Source organism: Hirschia baltica ATCC 49814, assembly GCF_000023785.1.
Classification (GTDB): Bacteria; Pseudomonadota; Alphaproteobacteria; order Caulobacterales; family Hyphomonadaceae; genus Hirschia; species Hirschia baltica.
The window spans coordinates 2178488-2201100 of sequence record NC_012982.1; the positions used below are offsets into that span (position 1 = coordinate 2178488).

General features: G+C 43.5%; 28 protein-coding genes and 1 tRNA gene. 7 read left to right on the top strand and 22 right to left on the bottom strand.

All coding sequences use genetic code 11. The features are described from left to right. Positions 1-5: 5 nt before the first annotated feature. The 10 genes from HBAL_RS16380 to HBAL_RS10195 all read right to left on the bottom strand — a co-directional run bounded on the left by HBAL_RS16380 (position 6) and on the right by HBAL_RS10195 (position 7656). A complete protein-coding gene (locus tag HBAL_RS16380; protein ID WP_015827856.1) occupies positions 6-2315 on the bottom strand; it encodes a DUF3772 domain-containing protein in 2310 nt (769 codons plus the stop codon). A gap of 6 nt (positions 2316-2321) precedes the next feature. Further along, a complete protein-coding gene (locus HBAL_RS10155; protein WP_015827857.1) occupies positions 2322-3296 on the bottom strand; it encodes a zinc transporter ZntB in 975 nt (324 codons plus the stop codon). A 131-nt stretch (positions 3297-3427) separates the two neighbouring features. Continuing rightward, positions 3428-3772 (bottom strand): hypothetical protein, encoded by a 345-nt coding sequence (locus HBAL_RS10160; protein ID WP_015827858.1) that lies wholly within the window; start codon positions 3770-3772, stop codon positions 3428-3430. Positions 3773-3918: 146 nt separating this feature from the next. After that, complete coding sequence (locus tag HBAL_RS10165) at positions 3919-4359, bottom strand: PA2169 family four-helix-bundle protein (RefSeq protein ID WP_015827859.1); 441 nt, start codon at positions 4357-4359, stop codon at positions 3919-3921. A 61-nt stretch (positions 4360-4420) separates the two neighbouring features. Beyond that, entirely contained in the window at positions 4421-5161 is a 741-nt protein-coding gene (locus tag HBAL_RS10170; RefSeq protein ID WP_015827860.1) for an alpha/beta hydrolase family protein, read from the bottom strand. Positions 5162-5278: 117 nt separating this feature from the next. Further along, positions 5279-5425 (bottom strand): entericidin A/B family lipoprotein, encoded by a 147-nt coding sequence (locus tag HBAL_RS10175; protein WP_015827861.1) that lies wholly within the window; start codon positions 5423-5425, stop codon positions 5279-5281. A gap of 25 nt (positions 5426-5450) precedes the next feature. After that, positions 5451-5852 (bottom strand): hypothetical protein, encoded by a 402-nt coding sequence (locus HBAL_RS10180; RefSeq protein ID WP_015827862.1) that lies wholly within the window; start codon positions 5850-5852, stop codon positions 5451-5453. 2 nt (positions 5853-5854) lie between these two features. Then, positions 5855-6175 (bottom strand): hypothetical protein, encoded by a 321-nt coding sequence (locus tag HBAL_RS10185; RefSeq protein ID WP_015827863.1) that lies wholly within the window; start codon positions 6173-6175, stop codon positions 5855-5857. A gap of 71 nt (positions 6176-6246) precedes the next feature. Then, a complete protein-coding gene (locus tag HBAL_RS10190) occupies positions 6247-6825 on the bottom strand; it encodes an exopolysaccharide biosynthesis protein (RefSeq protein WP_015827864.1) in 579 nt (192 codons plus the stop codon). Positions 6826-6870: 45 nt separating this feature from the next. After that, complete coding sequence (locus HBAL_RS10195) at positions 6871-7656, bottom strand: response regulator (RefSeq protein ID WP_015827865.1); 786 nt, start codon at positions 7654-7656, stop codon at positions 6871-6873. Between the two features lie 151 nt (positions 7657-7807). Here HBAL_RS10195 and HBAL_RS10200 point away from each other — a divergent pair, with 151 nt between their 5' ends. The 3 genes from HBAL_RS10200 to HBAL_RS10210 are packed head-to-tail and all read left to right on the top strand — an operon-like array spanning position 7808 to position 10266. After that, entirely contained in the window at positions 7808-7987 is a 180-nt protein-coding gene (locus HBAL_RS10200; RefSeq protein WP_015827866.1) for a NepR family anti-sigma factor, read from the top strand. Then, positions 7980-8594, top strand: coding sequence for a sigma-70 family RNA polymerase sigma factor (locus HBAL_RS10205; protein WP_015827867.1), 615 nt, complete (start codon positions 7980-7982; stop codon positions 8592-8594). Before HBAL_RS10200 ends, HBAL_RS10205 begins: the two co-directional genes overlap by 8 nt. Then, positions 8566-10266, top strand: coding sequence for a sensor histidine kinase (locus tag HBAL_RS10210; RefSeq protein WP_015827868.1), 1701 nt, complete (start codon positions 8566-8568; stop codon positions 10264-10266). Before HBAL_RS10205 ends, HBAL_RS10210 begins: the two co-directional genes overlap by 29 nt. 237 nt (positions 10267-10503) lie before the next feature. Here the strand turns inward: HBAL_RS10210 and HBAL_RS10215 are convergent, their stop codons facing one another. Genes HBAL_RS10215 through HBAL_RS10230 form a run of 4 tightly spaced genes read right to left on the bottom strand, consistent with a single transcriptional unit; the run spans position 10504 to position 12951 of the window. After that, positions 10504-11010 (bottom strand): Dps family protein, encoded by a 507-nt coding sequence (locus HBAL_RS10215; protein ID WP_015827869.1) that lies wholly within the window; start codon positions 11008-11010, stop codon positions 10504-10506. An 8-nt stretch (positions 11011-11018) separates the two neighbouring features. Then, positions 11019-11288 carry a YtxH domain-containing protein gene (locus tag HBAL_RS10220; protein ID WP_015827870.1) on the bottom strand — a complete coding sequence of 90 codons (270 nt, stop codon included), beginning with the start codon at positions 11286-11288 and terminating at the stop codon, positions 11019-11021. A gap of 47 nt (positions 11289-11335) precedes the next feature. After that, entirely contained in the window at positions 11336-12112 is a 777-nt protein-coding gene (locus HBAL_RS10225; protein ID WP_015827871.1) for a metallophosphoesterase family protein, read from the bottom strand. Next, the gene (locus HBAL_RS10230) at positions 12109-12951 is read right to left on the bottom strand and encodes a diacylglycerol/lipid kinase family protein (RefSeq protein ID WP_015827872.1); all 843 of its coding nucleotides are present in this window, start codon (positions 12949-12951) and stop codon (positions 12109-12111) included. The genes HBAL_RS10225 and HBAL_RS10230 overlap by 4 nt, the downstream gene beginning before the upstream one ends. A gap of 138 nt (positions 12952-13089) precedes the next feature. Between HBAL_RS10230 and HBAL_RS10235 the strand changes: the two genes are divergently transcribed. After that, positions 13090-13263 (top strand): DUF1328 domain-containing protein, encoded by a 174-nt coding sequence (locus HBAL_RS10235; protein WP_015827873.1) that lies wholly within the window; start codon positions 13090-13092, stop codon positions 13261-13263. A 376-nt stretch (positions 13264-13639) separates the two neighbouring features. Here the strand turns inward: HBAL_RS10235 and HBAL_RS10240 are convergent, their stop codons facing one another. From HBAL_RS10240 to HBAL_RS10250, 3 genes are all read right to left on the bottom strand, one after another. Beyond that, positions 13640-14266, bottom strand: coding sequence for a PA2169 family four-helix-bundle protein (locus HBAL_RS10240; RefSeq protein ID WP_015827874.1), 627 nt, complete (start codon positions 14264-14266; stop codon positions 13640-13642). Between the two features lie 174 nt (positions 14267-14440). Then, a tRNA-Leu gene (locus tag HBAL_RS10245) sits at positions 14441-14527 on the bottom strand. A gap of 126 nt (positions 14528-14653) precedes the next feature. Further along, positions 14654-14896 carry a FliM/FliN family flagellar motor switch protein gene (locus HBAL_RS10250; RefSeq protein WP_015827875.1) on the bottom strand — a complete coding sequence of 81 codons (243 nt, stop codon included), beginning with the start codon at positions 14894-14896 and terminating at the stop codon, positions 14654-14656. A gap of 91 nt (positions 14897-14987) precedes the next feature. On the opposite strand from HBAL_RS10250, the gene lipB reads away from it, so the two are divergent. Beyond that, positions 14988-15692 (top strand): lipoyl(octanoyl) transferase LipB, encoded by a 705-nt coding sequence (lipB, locus tag HBAL_RS10255; RefSeq protein ID WP_015827876.1) that lies wholly within the window; start codon positions 14988-14990, stop codon positions 15690-15692. A gap of 41 nt (positions 15693-15733) precedes the next feature. Here lipB and HBAL_RS10260 read toward each other — a convergent pair whose 3' ends face one another. After that, positions 15734-17734, bottom strand: coding sequence for an acetyl-CoA carboxylase biotin carboxylase subunit (locus tag HBAL_RS10260; RefSeq protein WP_015827877.1), 2001 nt, complete (start codon positions 17732-17734; stop codon positions 15734-15736). Positions 17735-17860: 126 nt separating this feature from the next. Next, a complete protein-coding gene (locus HBAL_RS10265; protein ID WP_015827878.1) occupies positions 17861-18334 on the bottom strand; it encodes a potassium channel family protein in 474 nt (157 codons plus the stop codon). A gap of 156 nt (positions 18335-18490) precedes the next feature. Between HBAL_RS10265 and HBAL_RS10270 the strand changes: the two genes are divergently transcribed. Both HBAL_RS10270 and HBAL_RS10275 read left to right on the top strand, forming a co-directional pair. After that, positions 18491-18925, top strand: coding sequence for a GIY-YIG nuclease family protein (locus HBAL_RS10270; RefSeq protein WP_015827879.1), 435 nt, complete (start codon positions 18491-18493; stop codon positions 18923-18925). Between the two features lie 135 nt (positions 18926-19060). Further along, entirely contained in the window at positions 19061-19285 is a 225-nt protein-coding gene (locus HBAL_RS10275) for a hypothetical protein (RefSeq protein WP_015827880.1), read from the top strand. A gap of 89 nt (positions 19286-19374) precedes the next feature. Here the strand turns inward: HBAL_RS10275 and HBAL_RS10280 are convergent, their stop codons facing one another. From HBAL_RS10280 to HBAL_RS10290, 3 genes are all read right to left on the bottom strand, one after another. Beyond that, positions 19375-20910, bottom strand: a complete 1536-nt coding sequence (locus tag HBAL_RS10280) for an acyl-CoA carboxylase subunit beta (protein WP_015827881.1) — start codon at positions 20908-20910, stop codon at positions 19375-19377. Positions 20911-21088: 178 nt separating this feature from the next. Continuing rightward, a complete protein-coding gene (locus HBAL_RS10285) occupies positions 21089-21784 on the bottom strand; it encodes a DUF3011 domain-containing protein (RefSeq protein ID WP_015827882.1) in 696 nt (231 codons plus the stop codon). A gap of 110 nt (positions 21785-21894) precedes the next feature. Next, a complete protein-coding gene (locus HBAL_RS10290) occupies positions 21895-22593 on the bottom strand; it encodes an ATP12 family chaperone protein (RefSeq protein ID WP_233356668.1) in 699 nt (232 codons plus the stop codon). Positions 22594-22613 lie beyond the last annotated feature (20 nt).

The window sequence follows — 22613 nt, forward strand, 5'->3', positions numbered from 1 at the left end:
CTATCTTAAGCACCCTTATCTGTTTTGATATGTAAATCCCGTTGCGGGAATGGGATTTCAATACCAGCTTCTTTCAGCTTTTTGAATATCGCAACCCGAAGCTCAGACCTGATTTTCAATCCCGTTTTGATATCGCTGATAAATCCTCGAAATTCAAAATTAAGTGAGCTATCTGCAAAATCGGCAAAATATATCATAGGAACAGGATAACTTAGAATTTGCGGATGTTCATCTGCAATAGTGCCCAATAGCGCGATGACTTCTTCAGGGTCCGCATCATAAGACACACCGACATTAATGATGACCCGGCCAATTTTATCCTTATGGGTCCAATTGGTAACAGCCCCCGATATCAGTTCTGAATTGGGGATAATAACTGTTGCTTTATCGAAGGTCTCAATCTCAGTGGACCTCACGCTGATCTTCTGGACAAACCCTTCCCCTGAAGTGGTAACAATCCAGTCACCAACTTTAATTGGACGCTCAAATAGAAGAATAAGGCCAGATACGAAATTGCTGACAATACTTTGAAGTCCAAAACCGATACCAATAGACAGCGCACCAGCAATAATAGCTAGATTTGCCAGATTAAACCCAACAGCGCTAATCGCCAAAAGCAATGCTATCGTTAAACCAACATATCCAATCAGTGTTTTTAAAGAATTTTGAACACCAGAATCGATACGAGACTGAGGGAAAACGCGTGTTTCAGCAGTACGTTGCAACATACGCGTCAAAGACAAAACGACCAAGAAGAGCGCAATGGCAGTTAGAATTTTTAAAATCGAAAAATTGAAACTTCCAACTTGAATACCAACAAACGCATCGCTTATGCCATCGCGCACATCTGCCCATTCGGCACCAAGTAACAACAATGCCGGAGGAATAAACAGCAAAACCGAAACAGCATCAATTCCAAACCCGATCCAATAAAACAGCACACTATCGTGTTCACTTTCTGCATTGTCAGGATTGGTAAATCGCACATCAAACAATCGCACGATTTCCCTAAACAGAGAGCGCACAACCCATGTAACAGCAGCCAGCGCTGCAAGGTAGAATGTGCTTGTTGTGAGGTAATGTCCAAAATTCACATACCCACTCAACACCATCAAGACAGATGCAATCGCCAACATCTTCCCAACAAAACGAGTACGCGGCCATGGTTTCTCAATTGGTTCATCGAGAGCTCTTGCTTTATTCGTCCAAAGAGAAGATTGGCAAAGCAAATACAAAATCACAGCCAATATAATAGTTGTGATACTCGTCAGAAGCGTGTGCACACTTCCTAACCCACCCGATAAATGCATGCCTTCAATTAGGATGCGTTCAAAAATAATGGTGAAGGCCGCAATGAACACTAATGCCCGTAACTTGAAAGCAGAGACATCTTTCAGTGATGAAATCCGCCAATTAGGCGCGTAAGGTGCGATAATTCCTGTTGCAGCACCATCCACCATCACAAGACCAACAAACCCCAACCATATTGTCTGAGATAGAGTATTTGCAGCAGATGGAATTGCATTTAGTGAATGCAATGTTTGATAAAATATCCAGCCACCAATAAGAGCAGGAAGCATTCGTGCTAAAGTATAAGCCGCCAACACAAGCACTTTGCGGGAACCATGTGGTTCTACCCCTTCCAGTCGCTTAGATATAAAATTGCGCAATTGTTTTCGTAGCGGCAAAAAGCACACCAACATAACCAGTACTGAAAAGCCAAGCACGAGCAAAGTCGTTAGTCCCTGACCTTTTTCAAGTTGGGCCGTGCTCCAGCTTCTAAACCCGTTATTTAATGCAGCCGCATCTTCTTGTACCGCGCCAAATGTTTCTTTCCATAATGTCGGGTTCAGAATGGTTTCATCCTGCTCGAAAATATTAGATGAAAATTGATCTCTTCGAGTTTTAGAAATTTCCTGAAGCAATCTATCGGCTTCAGCCATGTTCAAATCTGATTTACGCAAAATACCATTCAGCTGGGATAGCTCAGTATTCAATCTAATGCGTTCTTCTGAAATATCAGACGCCTCAGTAGGCATATCATCAGCTGGTGCTGGCCCCAATCTTTCTAGATCGGACGTAACTTCAGCGAGTTTGGTTCTAAAAGGTGCCGTCTGATTTTCTGCTTCGCGTTTTAAGTCTCGAATAAGGTCGCGAAGAGAAAGCAGATCTGGATTCTCGGTTTGCAAATCCACAGAAATTGTATTTAGCCGTTTAGCACGCGCATCAATACTATCAAGCGACGCTTGGTCGATTTGAGCAAAAGAGGCGCAACTAAAAAATGTCGCTGCAAGCAATATCAACAAAAAACGCATACAGTCTTATATCCACTTCTTTTTACGAAACCACCACAAGAGGCCCAATGAAATCATTAAGAGAGCAACGCAAAACAGACCAAAAGCTAGCGGGTAATCCGCCCCAGGAATGCCTGCGATATTTACCCCCAACAACCCCGTCAAAAACCCAAGGGGCAAGAAAATAGCTGCTACCACTGAGAGCACCAGCATATTCCGGTTCATTTCTTCAGCTCGCTGATCAGACAATTGATCATATAGAATCGCACTACGCTCACGCACTGCATCCATCTCTTCAACCATCCGCGTTATACGATCAACCACTTCTCGCAGAATGTGATTTCCTTCATCCGTAAAAAACGCCGTATTCGTAACACCAAGGTGGCTGATAGCTTCTCTTTGTGGTCCGATATAGCGCCTCAACATAATCGTTGTACGGCGCAAATGTGCTAATTCGGATCGCAGCCCATCAGTTCTTTCAAGGCTGATCTCCTCTAATTCATCAACTTTATCGCTAAGACCGCTGATAATAGGATCCATTCTAGAAATCAGTTGAGCTGAAAGCTCTGTCAAAAACTCACCGACATTTCGTGGTGGATTGCCTGCCTCAATGGATTCTCGAATTCCCACTACCGCCATGAGCCGCCGCGCCCGAACAGAAACAATAAACCCGTCTTCAATCCACATTCGAATGGAGACCATATCCTCAGGATCGGAAGCGGGATTCAGGTTCACCCCCCTGAGATTCAACAATACACCATTTTGATGCTGAACTGCACGTGGACGCGTATCTTCTAAGGTAAGCGAAAGAGATGCTATTTCGTCGACATTGTCACTTATCCATTTTCGAATGCCGGTATCTTCTAAATTTAAATGTACCCAACGATAAGAAAGACTTTTATCTCTCGGGGATGAAAGCTCATCGTTTGATAATTTATGAACCCGCCCGTCCTTATAGACATCAAAGGCATAAAGTGGCTCAATTGAAGGTGTATGAGGCATAGTGGTCTTCTTGCTATTAGCCGTTTTTCTGACTGTTAAGGCTTCACCGGTAAGCGACAAGCTTTATTTGAAACCTTCACACAGAAAAATTTACAATAATTTGTAAATATATACGGTAGGCAAAAAAACTATCAAAACAATAGCTGGCTTTGGTCAGTCGTATCCGCTGGTTCAGGAATATCTTCATATGTTGCTGGAGTGTATTTAACATCCTCCGACTCAACTTCACCGCAAACAGGAATGGCATCTAGTTCTTTTTCCGATACGATCCAAGCAGAAGAAAAATCTCCCTGTCCGCGACTATCAGGTATCGCGTATCGCCCTGACAAGCTCCCATCATCAAACACGACAGGAATGATGTTTTCTGGATCTACACATTGATCGGCCATTTGAATTTCAGCTGACGCAAATTGCGCTCCAGCTAAACTAGAAACCACGGCGAGAATTGTAAATTTTTGTTTGGACCACGAAAACATTGGATTTCCTGACTGTTTGTTTACGTTTGATTAACGTCTGACAATCAGTCGGGTTCCCAAGAAAGTTGCTTTTTTTCGCAACAAAATAAAAGCCGCCCCTGAGGGCGGCTAATATCCGTCTATTCAATGTCTATATTTAATAGATGCTATGCATTCTCTGACCATCGGTCAGCAAAAGCCTCACCTTCACGTGCAGACAACATAGCTTTGTTTAAAAGCTGTATCGCAGATGGTGTCAGCTCATCATCTTTGATTTTTGACTTAATCGTATCAAAGAGCTTTTCTTCACCATCATCAATCGCCTCTAATGCAGCTTTTTCATTATCCTGAAACAGGCTAGAAATATCTGTACCAGCACGATGCATTGCACCTACTACTCCACCTTTTGTCTCAAAATCACCGCCAAGACGCTGAACTTCTGCCTGAAATTCCAACACTAAGTTACCTCGCTGTTTTGCGCGGCGCTCAAACTCGGTTTTATAAAACACTTTATCTGAAACAATGTCGGCTGACTTTTCGTAACCTTTTTGGCTGTCGATCAACATTTTTGTTACATCATTCAGTGTGTCAATTGTGTTGTTAATCATCTTCAATATCCTCCATGGTTGCTATATAAATTAAACGTGTCAGAGCAGTTTTAGTTGCAATCTAATTCAACAAATTCTGACTTCTTTTATTGGGCGTATTGCGCGTCAGAGCGTTAGATATCTCTTTCCAAACCGGGGCACTTAATGGCATTCCCATGTGTGATGATGTCACTTCAATATTGCGAGCCTGTGCATTGTAAATATCGCGTGCCGCTCTCCAATCAATAAAGCCATCTTCACGACTATAGATTGCTGTAATTGGACATCTAATGCCCTCACTATTTCTACGGTGTACTTCTTCTTCAAGTTCTTCGATATTAATGCCATGTGTCGCAGCATATTGCTCAGCCAAAATAGTATATTTAGCCCCTCCAACAATTGGGGTTCCAAGGGTAATAACCTCTTGAACATATTCTCCGTGCTGACGCGCGACTTCCCGCGCTATCGCACCACCTAAACTGTGACCGACCAAAGTGATTTTTTGACCATCTTCGTAGAATTCGCGCTTTAAGTTTTCGCCGATGACACATGCATAGCTATCAAAATCACCATCATTGCGCCCTAAGCCCCACTCAAATGCGTCATACCCTTTCCAATTTAGATATTTTTCAAGAGGCGCTAAATAAGCTGGCCCGACAGTATAGCCAGGCAGAAGCATAATTTTACGCCCATCCCCAGACCGAAGATTTTTTAATTCATCAATTGCCCCAAAGACTCCCAGAAAATCCAAAGGTGCTCTAAACTCTTTCAAAAGAGTTTCAGGTTTTGGTGTACGACAATATACGGGAAATGCACTTAACATGTGACAGCGTCCTAATTAAAAATCTATAACAATTAGAACGAATTAAGTCGCTTTTAGTTCCACAAAAAAAGGTCTCTTCCGCATGGAAGAGACCTTTTAAACAATAAATATTATCATTTATTCCGGCTTGTTTGCATCAGCCGTTTCAGAGACTTTCTCTCCAACTGCTTCAACATCTTTACCAACACCTTCGACGGTGTTGCAGGCTGTTGTCAAAGCCAATGTAAATGCAGCTAGCAAACATGTTTTGATTGTCGTGTTCATGATATCATCCTTATTCATGCTATTTTTAAATAAGCCCCATCAAAATGCGTTGAAGGTGGCGTGTTGTACCCGAAGGGTTGGTGACCAAAGAATAACCGGCAAGCACCGCGATCGAAGTCATTGCGATTGGGTGTTTACGGATCATGCTCTTTGCAGCATCAACAGGTAAGTCGGCCAGAAGGTCCGCAGCCTCTTCCTCAATATCGCTCATTTCTTCTTCAGAAGACTTGCTCGGTTGGAGGAACAGATAAAGGCCGCCAAAACTTATGGACAAACAAATTGCGCTTACGATCAAACTAGCAGGCAACAGTCCGACATAAACCTGCAAGGCTATGATGCTGGCGGCTAACAATCCGCATAAACCGACGAAGCCAAACAAGGCTCCGAAGGCTGCAGCGAGCAAGCGTTTCTTTGCTTGATCCATCATTATTATTTCCTGCTAAGCGCAGCTATAAGAGCACCGGCACCAGCGGCTAGAGCAATGGCTGTTAGTGGGCGCTGTCTGACGCGACCTTTCACATCTTCTGAGGCTGTTTCAACACCTTCACGTGCATGGTTAAACAATTGCTCACCCTTTTCACCAACATTCTCAGATGATGCTGAAGCTAGATCACCAATGTGAGAAACAAGTTTAGCGAAGTCATCCCGCAAAGAAGAAACATCCGAACTCAACTCAGATAAGTATGGGTCAAGAGATTTTTCATCTTTTACTTCTGACATGACTTTATCTTTCATTTTAGTGACTGACATATCTATTTCCTTTTGCTTGATTGTTAACTACTAACTAAACGATCTAATCAGTAAACGGTTCCAATATTTATTTAAAAAATAAGAAGAGACACACTTAACAGGCTCATTATCCCGACGAAAAAGCCTCCCAACATGAAAACTCCATCTGACGCGACCAAAGCCAGTCCAATTAGAACGAGACCAGCAGCCGGAATCGCGACTGCGAACGGAACAATTTCAAGGGGGATCATGAGTAGTGATAGTAAAATACAAAAAGCCGCAGCTAGTTTCACAGCCGTATTACCGACGGCCCACTTCAAACGCGGTTGCAATAAACTATCAAGGAAGTCAGGTATTCTTCCAATTTTCTTATCGGCTTTATTTATTGTACCTGCTTTCAATTTCATAGAATTGATAAAATCAGGTAGCCACAAATGGTCCCGTCCTAAAATTATTTGACCAGCAATTAAAATGGTAACAATCGCCAGCCCAACAGGAACACCAGGAATAGCTCCAAACGGAGAAAGGGCCAGCAAACCAATCAAGGTTAAAACCGGCCCGAAACTCTTTGCCCCAAAAGCCTCAATGAGGCTTTTCAGGTTTGTGTCAGATTTATCTGACTTGTTTTCTATGTCATCTAAGACAGAACGGAATGGTTTATCATTTTGCATGCTCTATCAACGATTGAGCCGCAATTTTGTTCCACTCTATTGTGTTTAGTTTTGCTTATTTGCAGGGTGAAAAAACAACGCCTGTCCAATCGTCGCGATAAGCGTATTTTCCTGAAATGGTTTCGACACAAGATAAGTTGGTTCTGGTTTCTCACCAGTGAGCAATCGTTCTGGGAATGCCGTTACAAAAATAACTGGCACATCAATTTCACCCAAAATATCATGAACAGCATCAATTCCAGAAGAGTCATCAGCTAGCTGGATATCACACAAAATAAGGCCGGGTGTTTGCTTTTTAGCAAGCTCAATAGCTTCACTACGCGTTGTTGCAATTCCGGTTACTTCATGCCCCATGCTTTCTACGAGGCTTTCAATATCAGCTGCGATGATCGGTTCATCTTCCACAATCATAACCGACGTTTTAAGGCCAGCCTCAATAGAGGCTTGAGCCGCATGTATGAGAGATGAGATTTCATCCCCAGTTGCACCTAATATGATTGCTGCTTCATCAACCGAGAAACCTTCTACGGCCGTCAACAAAAAGGCTTGACGTTCAACGGGCGCAAGAGCCTGAAGTTTCAAATCAGGCGTATCTGATGCAAGTTCATCATCCCCCTGAAGCTTGGCACCTGTTTCTGACCATATGACATGGAAATACTTATACAGTGCCAATTTTGCGTTTGTATATTCCCCTACCTGGCTGGGATCACCCGCGAGCGCCATAAGAGATGCTTTAATGTAAGCGTCGCCGCTTGTTTGAGATCCGGTCAGTGCGCGTGCATACCGTCTAAGAAACGGCAAATGCGGTCCGAAATCATTGGTAAAGCTCATATTCAAAACTCTCTTTTTGCTTATGCTTTGGTAATTATACGCACCAGAAAAAAAATAGTTCCATATTTTTGATATTTTTTTGGAACTATTTTCAAAATCACACGTTCAACTCATAACAGTGAATACAAAGTCACCTGAAACGGTAGGTAATATGAAAAAATCCGAAAACGAAAAACCGGGCCTCACTAACGAAGAAGAAGTCAGGCAAAAAAAAATCGGCGCAAGACTTAAGCGTATGTATGATGAAGTCGTTGAGGAAGATATCCCCGATGATTTTCTATCCCTTTTAGAATCCATAGATAACGCAAAGGATGAGCATAATAATGACTAGTTCCATAGCGAACTTATCTGATGCAGAGTTCAAGAAAGAACTTGCATCACTCATCCCCCATTTGCGCGCATTCGCACGCAACCTAACACGTAATGCCGCTGCAAGTGATGATCTGGCGCAAGAAGCCATGCTGAAAGCTTGGAAAGCAAGAGATCGCTTTGAAGCGGGCTCAAATCTAAAAGCATGGGTGTTCACGATTTTACGCAATCAATTCTATTCTGACAAACGCCGTGATTGGCGCTCGCAGCCGCTAGATAGCGAAGTTGCCGAACAAACTATTCCTTCCGCCGACAATCCTGAAGATAACATGGAATTGCTAACTCTGCGCAATGCGATGCAATGCCTCCCAGATGATCAACGCGAAGCCATTATTCTCGTCGGCGCTGGTGGATTATCATATGAAGAAGCTGCTGAAATCTGTAATTGTGCGACAGGAACTATCAAAAGCCGTGTTAGCCGAGGGCGCATCGCATTAATCGAAATTATTGAATCTAATAGTGCCAGCTATACCGATGATGATAAACTAAATGGCTCTAAAGCATTTGAAGAAATCGTAAATCAAGCAGATGAGCTTATAAATGCCGCACAGCCAACTAGCACAAACTGATGAATTAAAGCGCTCAATACGCGTAAAAATATTATTCATTCTTTCATTGGCTTTATCTCCAATTTTGCTCATCGCTCTTGTGCAGACATTGTTTGATACAAATAATGCAAAAAAAGCTAGAATATCAGAATTGGTTACCATCTCTGATCGCGCTACTGATAGTGTCGAGCAAGCTATCAAACAGGCTGAATCATTACTTCTTGTATTCCAGCCAGAGATAGAAAAAAACCAATGTGAGAAGACATTTGAAAAGGTGATAATTGGCACATCACTTGTTTCAAATGTCGTTCAGTTTGACGCTGACGGGAAAGCCTTATGTAACGCTAGAGGCAAACCTGGATTTGAAGTATATGACACAAACTGGATTGACGAAGTTCAGCACAATTCAGGCGTTTTAAGAACGGAAGCTTTCTGGGGAAGTGAAAGTAAGGACTGGTTATTTTCTATATTACTCGCGAGTCGAGATGAAGAAAACAATTTTATCGGGGCTTCAACTTTTGGTCTCAACACGACTGCCATTGTAAATCTCATTGAAAACACATCCCTACCAAAAGACACGGATATCGGTGTTTTTGATAATAATGGCCAAATTTTCGGCTCCACACGCTTCAAGGAAATACGCGAAGAGTGGCAAGAAGCCATTGACGAAACCGAAGCTCAAAGTTTGCTCTTCAAAGATGACACCTTCATCGAAGGCTTGGACATTGTCGTAACCAAGCTAGGAGGTCAAAATCTATATGCGATCATTTCTGCCCCCTCTCCTGGATTATTAAGTCAGTTTACATTAAGGCCGGCCGCTATAATCGGTATCCCCTTAATGGCATTCTCACTGACTCTTCTTGTCACATGGTTGGCGTTAGACCGAATTTTATTGCGTTGGCTCACACGGTTGCGCGCTCTAGCCCTCGCCTATGGTCGCGGAGCTTACGATATGGAAGCGACCCGCTTCGAACAGGCACCAAGTGAATTGGAAGATCTTGCCATTTCAATGGAAGCGATGGCCCGTAAAATATCAGTCCGAGATGAATCTCTGAAACAGGCTATTGAAACAAGAGATGCCGCTGTTAAAGAAATTCATCATCGTGTGAAAAACAATCTACAGATTGTGACAAGCTACTTGAATCTACAGAGCCGGCAGGTCAAAGAAAATAGCGCTAAAGAGGCACTTAAGGCTGCACGCCACCGTATTGATGCTCTCTCCATAGTGCACCAAACCCTCTATCAGAATGAACGCTTGTCAGATGTAGACTTACATCCGTTTTTAACCGGATTGATCTCCCACCTTCAAGAAGCTTTGGGCGCGAACACCGCAAATGTAACTATAACCAGTGACATTGACAGTTTCACCAGAAATTCAGATGACGCCATCCCTTTGGCTCTCCTTATTGTAGAAGCCATCACAAACAGCATGAAATATGCTTTTGATAGTAAAGGAGGCAAAATCCATATTGCGCTCAAACACATTGGAAAAACAGGTCTTACCCTTCAAATCGAAGATAATGGTATTGGTAGCGAAATAGATAAAAACACAACACCTTCTGGCACAGGTCTAGGACAAAAACTAATGCTCGCATTCGCAAGACAGATGGGCGGCAGTTTTGAGGAGGAAGCGACTAAAGACGGATTTCTAGTACGCGTAACTGTGCAAGATCAAGATTCATCTAAGATCTAATTCAGTCCCAGACACAGAGCCTGCTTTATAATCTTAGCAACAACTAAGTCTTGTTTTATACACATAAACATAAGGCTTGAATATCTTGGATGCGCCCATCAGCGTATGATCTTAGGTCTTACGTGTTCATCAGAAAAGACCAGACACAAAAACCCCAACATGGCTTTGCGCTATGTTGGGGTTTTTATATTGGATCATAAAACCAGACCGACTGGTTTAATGTTTATGCAGATAATACTAGCTCTGACGTATGGACTTTAACATCCAAACAGCCTGCTCATGCCATGCCATGCGGGCAATAATCATGTCTGCTGTGACATAATCCTTTTTACCTTCACACCACTCAATGGCAGCGCGCATATTAGTGATCGTGGTCTCATGATCTCTTGCTAGCATTTCTAGCATCTCATCAGCACTTTTGTTCTCATCTTCGCTTTCGATGGCAGAAAGCTCACCATATTTTGCGTAACTCGCTGGTGCCTTGAAACCCAATGCACGAATACGTTCTGCAATTTCATCAATTGCTTCGTATAAGTTTCCATACTGAGCTTCGGTTAGCTCATGGATGCTTACAAAAGCTGGCCCCGTCACATTCCAGTGCACGCCCTGTGTTTTTATAAACAACATGAAGGTATCGGATAGTACAACACCCAACGCTTCAGCTAGTTTTTCTCTATTTTCATCACTAATTCCGGTATTTCTATCGAACTCAGAATTAGCAACTTTCAATACTGTGTTTGTCATAATACCCTCTATTTGTTATTGTCGTCGATCTGCTCTTCGAGCTCATCACCAACTTCATCAAATTCTGACGCAACCTCATCAGCGGCTTCTTCTGCATTGTCCTGCAGATCATCACCAGCATCATTTAGTTCGTCCATTTTTTCGTCGATTTCAGACTTGGTATCTTCGATTTGAGAATCTAGTTTTTCACCGTAATTCTCCATAGTCCCATCATTGTCACCACACGCTGCTAGCAAACCAACAGCGGCAACTGAAATTGAAAGAGTCTTGATATTCATAATATTTCTCCTCTTTAGTATCCTGTATAATTAACGGCTGACGCGATTTAAGGTTCCAAAGAAAACCGAATTAATTGATGTGAACTCACTTTAAGTTCATCAATTGAAATGGCTTGCACCTCGACCTCAGCATCAGAGATATTGATAATGTTAAAACTTGGAGGCGCATTGCGCGTGCGCGTAGAAAGCGTCCCGCAAGTGACGCCATAATAATGTCCATCGCCATGTTCAAATCGGTGCGCAGCTGGTGTGTGAACATGCCCGTAAAGCATCAAACTCCTGCCGTTTCGAGCAGCTATCTTTTCACTGGATTTTCTACCCCGAATTGTCCGCGTTCGCATCGGCACATGAGGAATAGGTAGAAACGGATGATGACATGCAATGATATTCAATTTTTGATCTGCAACTTTCTGCAAATCTAGAATTTCATTCAAATCTTCTGAGTTCACAGAACCTTCCGCCCAGTTGGACCGAACTTGCCAACCTCTCGCTGTGTTCAATCCAGCAATATGAGTATCATCAATTTGTAGATTGGAATGCCGCGCGAACAATCTATCAAAACGTCCAAATGGACGTACAACGCGTGAAAACATATTTATCAAAGGTGTGTCGTGATTTCCCGGTACAATTGTTTTTGGTATCAAAAATTGCGACAACCATTCAGATGCAAGTATGAATTCGCTCTTTTTTCCAGACTGAGTTAAATCTCCCGCAACAATTATCGCATCTGGATTTAACTGCTTAATCTCTCGACTGGCAATTTCCATCGCACGCACATCTTCAGTACCTAGATGCAAATCTGCCATATGGACTAAAACTGTCATTTTGATCTCCGCATAACAAATCCGGCATCCCTCTGAAGATCAAATTCAAAACCTGACGGTAATTCTACGAGTTCACCATCAATATTTGCAGATATTGGGTTTCCATCCTCTGATTTGAAGCTACCCTTTTTTAGAGAATGAACATGCGTTCCAACAGCATCACGAACGCCATTAACCCAAGCGGTTATTCCAGTCGCCGCAGCGTCGATAAAATTATCAGGATCTACACTGATCACCTGAAACAGGTCACCAGCACTTTTTGGTACAAACACACCAAAAGCATTTGCTTTAGTCACAAAATCCAAATTTTTGTTACGAAGAGTGAAACCTTCTTCAAAATTTCCGACATCACTTTCTATCAAACTCTTCACAGCTTCAACAATTTCTCCCTCCCGAATGCACTCTCGAGCAGCAGAAAGTTCACTCAAAGGGCCCACATTCGCAGCAATATAAAAGAAATGTTCTTCAATTCTACCGGCACTTAACGATACAATCTCGTGCGGATGAGCAAGCGTAGCAAGACAATCTTTCCATTGGCAATCATCTCCATACACCCTTTTGGGAAGGAGATTCATCGTCCCGCCAGGAAGCGGCATAACAGGAATTTTTAGGCTCGATGTTGTTTTTAAACTCATTGCGTGCGTGCCATCTCCGCCCCAAACAATCAGCAAATCAGGAGATGCTTGCATTATTTTCTCAAGCGCATTTTCTAGTTCCGCACCAGTAACGGCCAAGATTTCAGCGTCTTTTCCCAAATTCTTTAATTGGGCAGACAAAGCATCTTCAGCGTTATGTGGAACACTACCAGACTGAGTATTTATAAGAGCATATATTTTCATGTATAATATACGCTCAATACTAAATTCAGTTCCAATATATCTTACCAAACATTCGATAAATAAAGATGGAACGTAATTCAATATAGCGCGTTTATTATTTACACGGCCACTTTAGAGCCGACAATAATGGAGATAGACATGTTAAATTGGGCACTCGTATTCTTCGTATTTGCTTTGATCGCAGGCTTATTCGGATTTGGTGGAATTGCTGGCGCAGCAGCTGGAATAGCACAAATATTATTCTTCATCTTCCTTGCTCTGTTGGTACTAAGTTTTGTTGCAAAAGCAGTTCGAGGAAAAGGCGTTTCATAGCCAATTCCAATATATATTAAAAAGAAACCGACCTTTCACAGGTCGGTTTTTTTGTGCCCAAAGGAAGCAAAAGCCCGTCCCCAAAAGTTATAGCGAAACAATGCAAACCTAATAAAATTGCCAAATAAGACGCACATCAATTCACCGTCGACCTGAGATAGTGAATTGTTTTGATACATAATTTTAAATTCTGCGCCAGTCATTAAAACCCAAAATCAATCTCACTAACCCCGGCTCCCCATTTGGATGCTTTCACAAACAGCCCCAAGCAATCCCCCCACTTTATTCAAGACAACCCTAAATGAGACAGCCACGAAAAAAGCGGCCCTTTAAAAAGGGCCGCTCAATTCTAATCAGTCAAATATGTAAAGCGAAATTACGCTTCACCAAGTTTTGCTTCTAGTTTTTCAACAGAGGAATTCACATCCATCTTAATCATCTGAAGTAAGTGCAATGCTTCGGGCGACATAATGTCTTCATCCTCAAGGCGAGCATTGATTTCATCTACGATGTACTTCTCGCCGCGCAATACTTCTTCCAGCGCAACAACAGAGTCCTCAGAAACTGCAGTTCTTAACTGCGCAAAAGCTCTGTGCGCCGTGCCTAGCGCTTCACCATAAGTGTCTGGCTCTGCACCTTTATCGATGACAAGCTGCTGAATTTCTTCACGTTGTTCAGCTCTTTCAGCCGAAAGCGCAATAAGGTGATCGCGAACTTCGTCATCGCCATCTGGCAGGTTAGCCGCGTCGCTGTATAATTCTTCAGCGTCAATTAAAATTGAAGCGATCTCGTTTAATTCATCAACTTCATCTTCAACGGCTTCTTTGTATTCATGCTTAGCTTCTTCTACAGCCTCATCATTAGTCAACATTCCATGCTGAGCTTGAATTTCTTCAACTTGTTTATTGTTCAAGTTTTCAGTCGGAGATACGGGCTGCGCTAAAGCAGGCACGGATAATACAATCGCGGTCATGGCGGATGATGTAATAAGAGTCTTAAGCATAACTTTGTCTCCTTTTTGTTATAAGCTCGTTTGAGCTATAAAGAGACAACGGAAGGCTGATCCAAAAGTTCCAAAATTAAATACGAATTTAAAAAAACTATATTCAATTACCCGCTTCAATCTCGAACAAAAATTTCGAGCCGGCAACTATCTTGACATGTTTTGAAAAAAGTTTGGTGCGGCCGAGAAGACTCGAACTTCCACGGGTTTTACCCCACAGCGACCTCAACGCTGCGCGTCTACCAATTCCGCCACGGCCGCAAACCGAAACGAACAGCGAGATATACAGACACCTGCGCTTCTGTGAACCCCGAAAATGACTTGGATCTAAAATTTTTTAAGTTTACCTGTTGAAAAATAGAGGCTCCAAAATCAATCAGGCTTATTTTATTGCTCTGTCGCGTAATAGTCTTCAACTTGAGCTGCACCTGTGACGGATACCGACACACGCTCACCATCTATAACCAATTCACCACGAGCAATTGGATGATTGTTTGCAAGAATCCAAACTTCATCGTATTCGCTAGCATCCAATGGAATCACAGCACCACGTCCCATACGCAATAATTGCTGCATAGGAATTTTAGAGCGCCCTAAAAGCACTGTGATCTCAATTTCGACGGCGTCCATTTGCGAAGTCAAGAACAAAACCCCATTCTTAGGTTATAAAAGCCAGCCTAGAATTTGGACTATCTAAGTGAGTAAGGAGTTAACATCTTCCATGAGTGGTGAAATTCTCGAAAATAAACTTTCCCAAATTGAATGGGCGGTCTCCGATAATCTGGTAGATTATAATGATGCAGTTCGCTTCATGGAAGAAAGAGTGGCGGCTATTTCAAAGGGCGAGGCTAATGAATTAATCTGGCTGCTAGAGCATCCTGCCATATATACCGCTGGAACAAGCGCCAAGCCATCAGACCTTGCCGCTCCCAACCGTTTTCCCGTTATTCAGGCGGGGCGTGGTGGACAATACACATATCATGGACCGGGGCAGAGAGTTGCCTATGTCATGCTGAATGTGGGTAAACGCGGAAAGGATGTTCGCGCCTTTGTGTATGGGCTTGAACAATGGATTATCAATTCACTCAAAACGCTAAACGTAACGGCCGAACGCCGCGAAGGTCGAGTCGGTGTCTGGGTGGACCGAACAGCTTCCGGTGGCCCTTTAAAGGAGGATAAAATCGCAGCTATAGGTGTTCGTCTTAGAAAATGGGTGTCATTTCACGGCATAAGCCTGAATGTCGAACCAAATCTGGAACATTTTAGCGGGATTATACCTTGCGGCATTTCAGAGGATGGACTTGGTGTTACAAGCCTTTTTGATTTGGGCAATCCGATCACAATGCCTGAAGTGGATGCCCTTCTCAGGCAGGAATTTACAAGTATTTTTGGAGACACAATTATTGTGCCTCCACCATTTGAATAGAATGAATTTGATCAATACAAAGAAGACTTCTGAAGATGTCTCTATTCAAACTCAACAAGCACAGCATCAGCTGCAACGGAATCTCCGGCTGCTGCATTAATGGATTGAACTTTACCATCAGCTTCAGCGCGGATAATGTTTTGCATCTTCATAGCTTCAACGACACAAACCGCTTCCCCCGCTTTGACGTCTTGTCCCAATTCAACAGCCATAGACACAATAAGGCCCGGCATAGGGCTGAGGATTAGTTTTGAAAGATCAGGTGCTTCTTTTTCTGGCAGCTTGGCATAAAGCTCCGCAGTGGTTGGAGACAATACCAAGATTTTGGCTGTGACACCTCTGTGTCGCAAGACATAGCCTTCACTTGTGTCCTCAAACCGCACAGCAAATGGCGTGTTATCTATTAAGCCTTCTACAACGCCCATGCCGGGCTTCCAGTTTGTAGACAAGCCAATAGCAGCTTTTTTACCCTTAAATTTGATTTCAGCCTCACTATTAGAGGACGCGATTGAAACCGAAATGGGTTTGCGATCGATTGAAACAACCCATTCTTTTCGAATTGCCCTGCCCGGATCCATTTGGTTGGATATTTTATCAGCCCTACTGACAAAGACATCATGAATATAGGCCGCAACCGAAGCTAACAAAACTTCTTGCTGTTTGGATGGTTCAACACCGTTAAATCCATCAGGAAACTCGTCGGGAATATAATTGGTCGTTAATTTTCCACTTTTAAACCGCTCCTGAGCAATGACAGCTTGCAAGAATGGTGAGTTATCCTGAATCCCTTCAATGCGGAGACGATCTAAAGCCATTTCATGGACATCAATCGCGTCATCACGGGTTTTTCCATGCGTGATCAATTTGGCGATCATCGGATCATAAAACATGGAGATTTCATCTCCTTCACGCACACCCGTATCAATGCGCACCTCACCTTTGCCCAACTTTCCTTCAGGTGGGAACTGACAGCGTTTCAAGCGACCAATAGATGGTAGAAAACTACGATATGGATCTTCAGCGTAAATGCGTGTCTCAACGGCCCACCCTTTAATGCCGATATCATTTTGCTGATGATTTAAGGTCTCTCCATACGCCACGAGCAACATTTGTTCGACCAGATCAATTCCTGTCGTCATCTCCGTAACAGGGTGTTCCACCTGCAAGCGAGTGTTCATTTCTAGAAAATAGAAATTTTTGTCTTTATCGACAATGAACTCCACCGTTCCGGCTGAATCATAATTTACAGCTTTTGCCAAAGCGATGGATTGTTTACCCATTGCAGCACGGGTTTTCGCGTCAATGAAGGGAGAAGGTGCTTCTTCAACAACCTTTTGATTACGACGCTGAATAGAACATTCTCGCTCATTCAAGTGGATGCAATGGCCATGCTTGTCACCCAATACCTGTATTTCGATATGGCGTGGCTCGGTGATAAATTTCTCAATAAATATACGGTCATCACCAAAAGAGCCTTTTGCTTCGGCTTTTGAATCACGGAAGCCTTCGCGGGCTTCGTCATCATTCCAAGCAATGCGCATCCCCTTACCGCCGCCCCCAGCAGATGCTTTAATCATCACTGGATAACCAACTTTTTGAGATATTTTGACCGCTTCCTCTGCGTCTTCAATCAATCCCATGTGGCCGGGAACTGTGCTCACGCCAGCTTCTGCAGCGAATTTCTTCGATGTAATCTTGTCACCCATAGCTTCAATCGCGATAGGGTTGGGACCGATAAAGGTGATTTTTTCTTTTTCAAGACGGCGCGCAAACTCTGCATTCTCAGACAGAAAACCAAAACCTGGGTGAACAGCTTCAGCGCCTGTTTCTTTTACAGCCGCGATGATTTTATCTTGCACCAAATAGCTTTCCGAAGATGCTGAACCACCGATAAACACTGTTTCATCTGCTAATTCGACAGCAAGAGAGCCTGCATCTGCTTCAGAATAAACGACAACGGTTTTAACCCCTAACCGCTTACATGTTTTGATGACACGGCAGGCGATTTCACCGCGATTTGCTATCAGAATTTTCGAAAACATAAGTCGTATTTGCCCCGTATTTTATCGGATTAATCCGTATTTTTATTTTAGTACTAGTTTTTACACATTTTGAAGACAATCAAGACCAAAGCCATAACTGCGACTTTCCAACACATGCCGTAGCGGTCAATGAGAATCGTCAATTTCGTCTTTCTCGTCACGCGGTGAATCAATAAGAGATTCCAGCAATCTCAATTTCGATGTTACCGACACGAGAAAAGCGGTAGACCACCCCAAAAGAAGAAAACCTGCAGCTGATTCAATTGCAGCAAGCATTCGCCATTTCTCATCTAAATATATGTCTCCATATCCAACAGTCGTAAAAGTGGATGTGGAGAAATACAAAGCGGCTTCGAAGCTCGAAAACTCACCGAGAAATAAGTAAAGGGCCGCAAACATCCATATTTCGATTGTATGCAAGAGAAACAAAAGCATTATGACCGCAAGGATAGCTCCACTTTGCAGCCATAAAGATGCTGCGGTCCGCCGCGTGATATTATCTCGACGCAAAAGCGCAATTAGACCTGTCAGTCCCAAGAAATGAACGCAGGTTATCAGACTTACCATAATTATGGCTACGATGAGGTTTTGCAAAAGCATGGACAACACTCTTCATATTTCAGGTTCAAATCGCAATTTTGACCTTCTATCAGCCTAGCTCGCGCCACAATTGTTTAACGAGATATTAACTCAAAATATCAAATATTGTGCGATTGTTAGCACTTAATGTTGAAGCGCGTTTATGAGGGTGAGTAAATGCTTATTTTCGGTCTGCACCGTTGGCGTGGCGAAACCGGCAAAAAATACTGGTTTAACATTACGCTGACAGACAATGGATTACCAAGTGATCCCGGTATTTATATATTTGTCCGTCGCTACTTTGTTTTCTGGCTAAAGCCTTTGTATGTTGGCAAAGCTGCTAGCCTGAGTGGCCGTCTCAAAGGACATGAAAAATGGGGGCGTGCTTGGTGGGATTTAGGCGCGACAGAGCGACATGTCGCCCGTTTTAGCACCGAAATTGAGCGCAGACGCGTTGAAGAAGATCTCATACGCGGTTTAAAACCCCCAATGAATGATATCCTTATCCCTCGTGGTCAGGACGATGCGCCAAATGATGCGACTTTGCTACGCAAATGGAAATTTAGACGATATCTTTGGAGCTGGTTCTCACCCGGCGCTTCCCAGCGGTAAGATTTGCGCTTTTCTTTCAATAAATCAGATATTTCCTGACAATATTAAGATATAATCGGGCCATTACACTTGAGTCATTTTTTGATTTGTATATACTTTGTGATACATTTTATGGATAGATGAAAGTAGCGTGCTATGCCGCACCACAAGAAAAAGCACAAAAAAGTAAAAAAAGACAGCCAGCTTGTCTTGCGTGTGAATAAGGATGAACGCGATGCTTTTGTTGAACTGTGTGAAGAAATGGATACGAGCGCGTCCAGAGAGATACGCCGTTTCATGAAGGAATTCATATTAGAACATACAGAGGAAGACGAAGTCGAGATTGTAGCCTCGCCTCCTAAAGATGAAGCTGACAGCTAAATTAAGCCTTTTGTATCTTGAAATTATACAACAATAAAAAAGCCCATATCGATATGATACGGGCTTTTATTTTGTCTACTTGCTAGTGTCTAAAGCGGGATATTGTCATGCTTTTTAGGCGGATTTTTGATTGATTTGTTTTTCAGCTGACGCAATGAACGTGCGATTCTATGGCGTGTGTTGTGGGGCTGAATCACATCATCAATATAGCCCTTGCCGGCTGCGACGAATGGGTTTGCAAATCTGTCTTCATACTCTTTTGAGCGCTCAGCCATTTTTTCAGGATTGTCGCGTTCAGCGCGATATATAATCTCGGCAGCACCCTTTGCACCCATCACCGCGATTTCAGCATTTGGCCATGCATAATTGACATCACCGCGAATGTGTTTGGAACTCATCACATCATATGCACCGCCATAGGCTTTGCGTGTGATCACCGTTACTTTTGGCACGGTCGCTTCGGCGTAGGCAAAGAGCAATTTCGCACCATGTTTAATGAGGCCGCCATACTCTTGCTTTGTGCCCGGCATGAAACCCGGTACATCGACAAAGGTGATCAAAGGGATGTTAAAGCAGTCACAAAAACGCACGAAACGCGCCGCTTTGCGGGAAGCATCAATATCTAGCACGCCGGCCAGCGTCATAGGCTGGTTGGCAACAAAGCCAACAGGTGCGCCTTCAATACGCCCGAACCCGCATAGAATATTCGCGCCAAAATCAGGGCTAATTTCAAAAAAGTCGCCTTCATCAGCAACCTTCTCAATGAGTTCACGCATATCATATGGCATGTTTGGATTTGCCGGAATAAGCGTGTCCAAACTCTTCTCGACACGGTCAATCGTATCAAAGCTAGGGCGCGTGGGTGGTTTCTCGGCTTGGGAACCGGGAAGAAAATTCATAAGCCGGCGGATCTGGATGAGCGCTTCTACATCATTGTCAAAGGCACCATCGACCACACCCGATTTAACGGCATGAACAGAAGCGCCCCCTAATTCTTCGTGGGAAACATTTTCGTTTGTTACTGTTTTAACAACATCAGGACCGGTCACATACATGTAGGATGTATCTTTCACCATGAAGATGAAATCAGTCATAGCCGGCGAATAAACATCCCCGCCCGCACAAGGCCCCATAATCACGGAAATCTGCGGGACGCAGCCAGATGCCATGACGTTTTCGAGGAAAATATCGGCATAACCAGCCAGAGAATCGACACCTTCTTGAATGCGAGCACCACCGGCATCGAAAATACCGATAACGGGCGCGCCATTGCGTGTGGCAGCTTGCTGGACTTTAACAATTTTTTCGGCATGGGCTTTGGATAGAGAACCACCAAACACTGTGAAATCCTTGGAAAACACATAGACCATGCGCCCATCAATTGTTCCCCAGCCTGTGACAACACCATCTCCAGGAATGCGTTTTTCTTCCATTCCGAAATCATGACAGCGATGCTCTACGAACATGTCCCATTCTTCAAATGAGCCTTCGTCTAATAGTATTTCAATGCGTTCACGGGCTGTGAGCTTGCCTTTTTCGTGTTGCTTATCGATTCTAGCCTGACCGCCGCCCAGTCTAGCTTGCTCACGTTTTTCGGCGAGTCGTTCTAAAATATCGCTGCTCATGAAATGCCCCGTACATATCGTATTTATATTGTTATTCTCTTTAGATAAGAGACAGAAACAACCTATGGCAAGCTTTGAATGATTCCCAAAAGGTCGCATGGCGGTAGGTAAGATCAAAAAAAGCGCTACCTTCTTGAGAGTAGCGCTTTTGTATTCAATCTAAGCTATCATTTTTGTATTAGTCGAAATTGAACCGTTGAACGCGGCCATTCTGACCAATCGCACAGACTGTATCGCGATTTCTAAACCCGTTTGGCCCATGCACCCTCATGGAGCCAGTGACACGCAAACGACCTTGGCGACCAATATCAACATAAGGTTGGCTGCGATATTGTGCGGAATATGCATTCAAACGATATGCTTGCTGATTGGCTTCTCGTGCACACAGCCCAATAGCGTGATTTTGATCAGAATGACTAATGTTTCGAATGCCGCCATTACGAGGATATGATGGGATATTCCCTCTACCGTCATTGTGGCCATATTCTTGGCCCCGTGAATTTGGAAACCTCACGCTGGACAATTCAAATATTGCGCGACATCCATCGCGAACCCACATTGTATTCCCGCGAAGTCCCCATTCATCACCCTCATCACAGCTTCCCTTTGATTTACGATCATAAACGCGGGCATCTGCAATGTTGAAATTCACATCAAAATGGCAAACATTTGAGCGGTATCCCGATGATCCACACTCTCTTAAGACTGTGATGGGACGCACATTCCGATCATTTCTATGATTTGATTTCAATGTCTTTTGGACAATCTGAACTTTAAGCCCTTGATCTGCAAAAGCTGCGGGAGCCGCGAAGAGCGTGGACGCTGCTATCGCAGCGACTGACGCCCATTTAGTGATTGATGAAGTATTGCTCATGCATTGAGTGTGCGCTCACCAAGGCAACACACGATGAACATAATTTTCAGAATAAGAAATTTACTGATCTAATAGATCAAACTCACGCGTATGTGATAATCGCCTTAGTTTCAGCGTTTTAACGCCGCAAAAAAGACCCCTAACCCCAATGCTTGATGGCGATTATACGCAACTCTATGCATTGCCTCTTCGTCTTCACCCCATTGTTCTGCTTGGTATATTTCATCTATGCGAGACAAATCAAAGGCTTCTTCAGCCAGCAAACGTCCTTGTTCTACAGCAAGCGACAACACAGCAGACCCAAACAAGCCAAGACCGAAATTTAATCCTGTTAATCGCATATCATCTAAATTGGCTGCATGTTGGCGCGCCGCTTCCAATGATGTTGTTGGCTGAGGACTTGCCATAACGCCTTCAACTGGAAGCAAGAACACATTCAGTTCTTGAGCAGCCCAATCGCGTATCGGTGCCCAGCCTTCTTGCTGACGCTCTCTTAAAACGGTCGGACCTTCTGCAAGATGAGATACAAGATCGGTTTCAGCATAGCGCGCGACCTCATCAGCCATTTCTGGGCGCGCCAAGGGCGTACGGTCGATCGCAACATTTACAAGTCGTGTAATGTGCATTGTGGCGACATCAATAAACTCGACTTGATCAGCCCACTCTCCTGCTACGGCTTCTGCAAGTTCTTCTGTTGGTAAACTAAGAGGCTTCTTAGCTGGTGTTTTAAGTTGCCGACCATCCAACGAAATCGTCCAATTGCCATCACCAAGCTTTTCAATGGCTGCTTGCTTATAGAACTTTTTCATTCTTTGACCTGCGTTTCCAA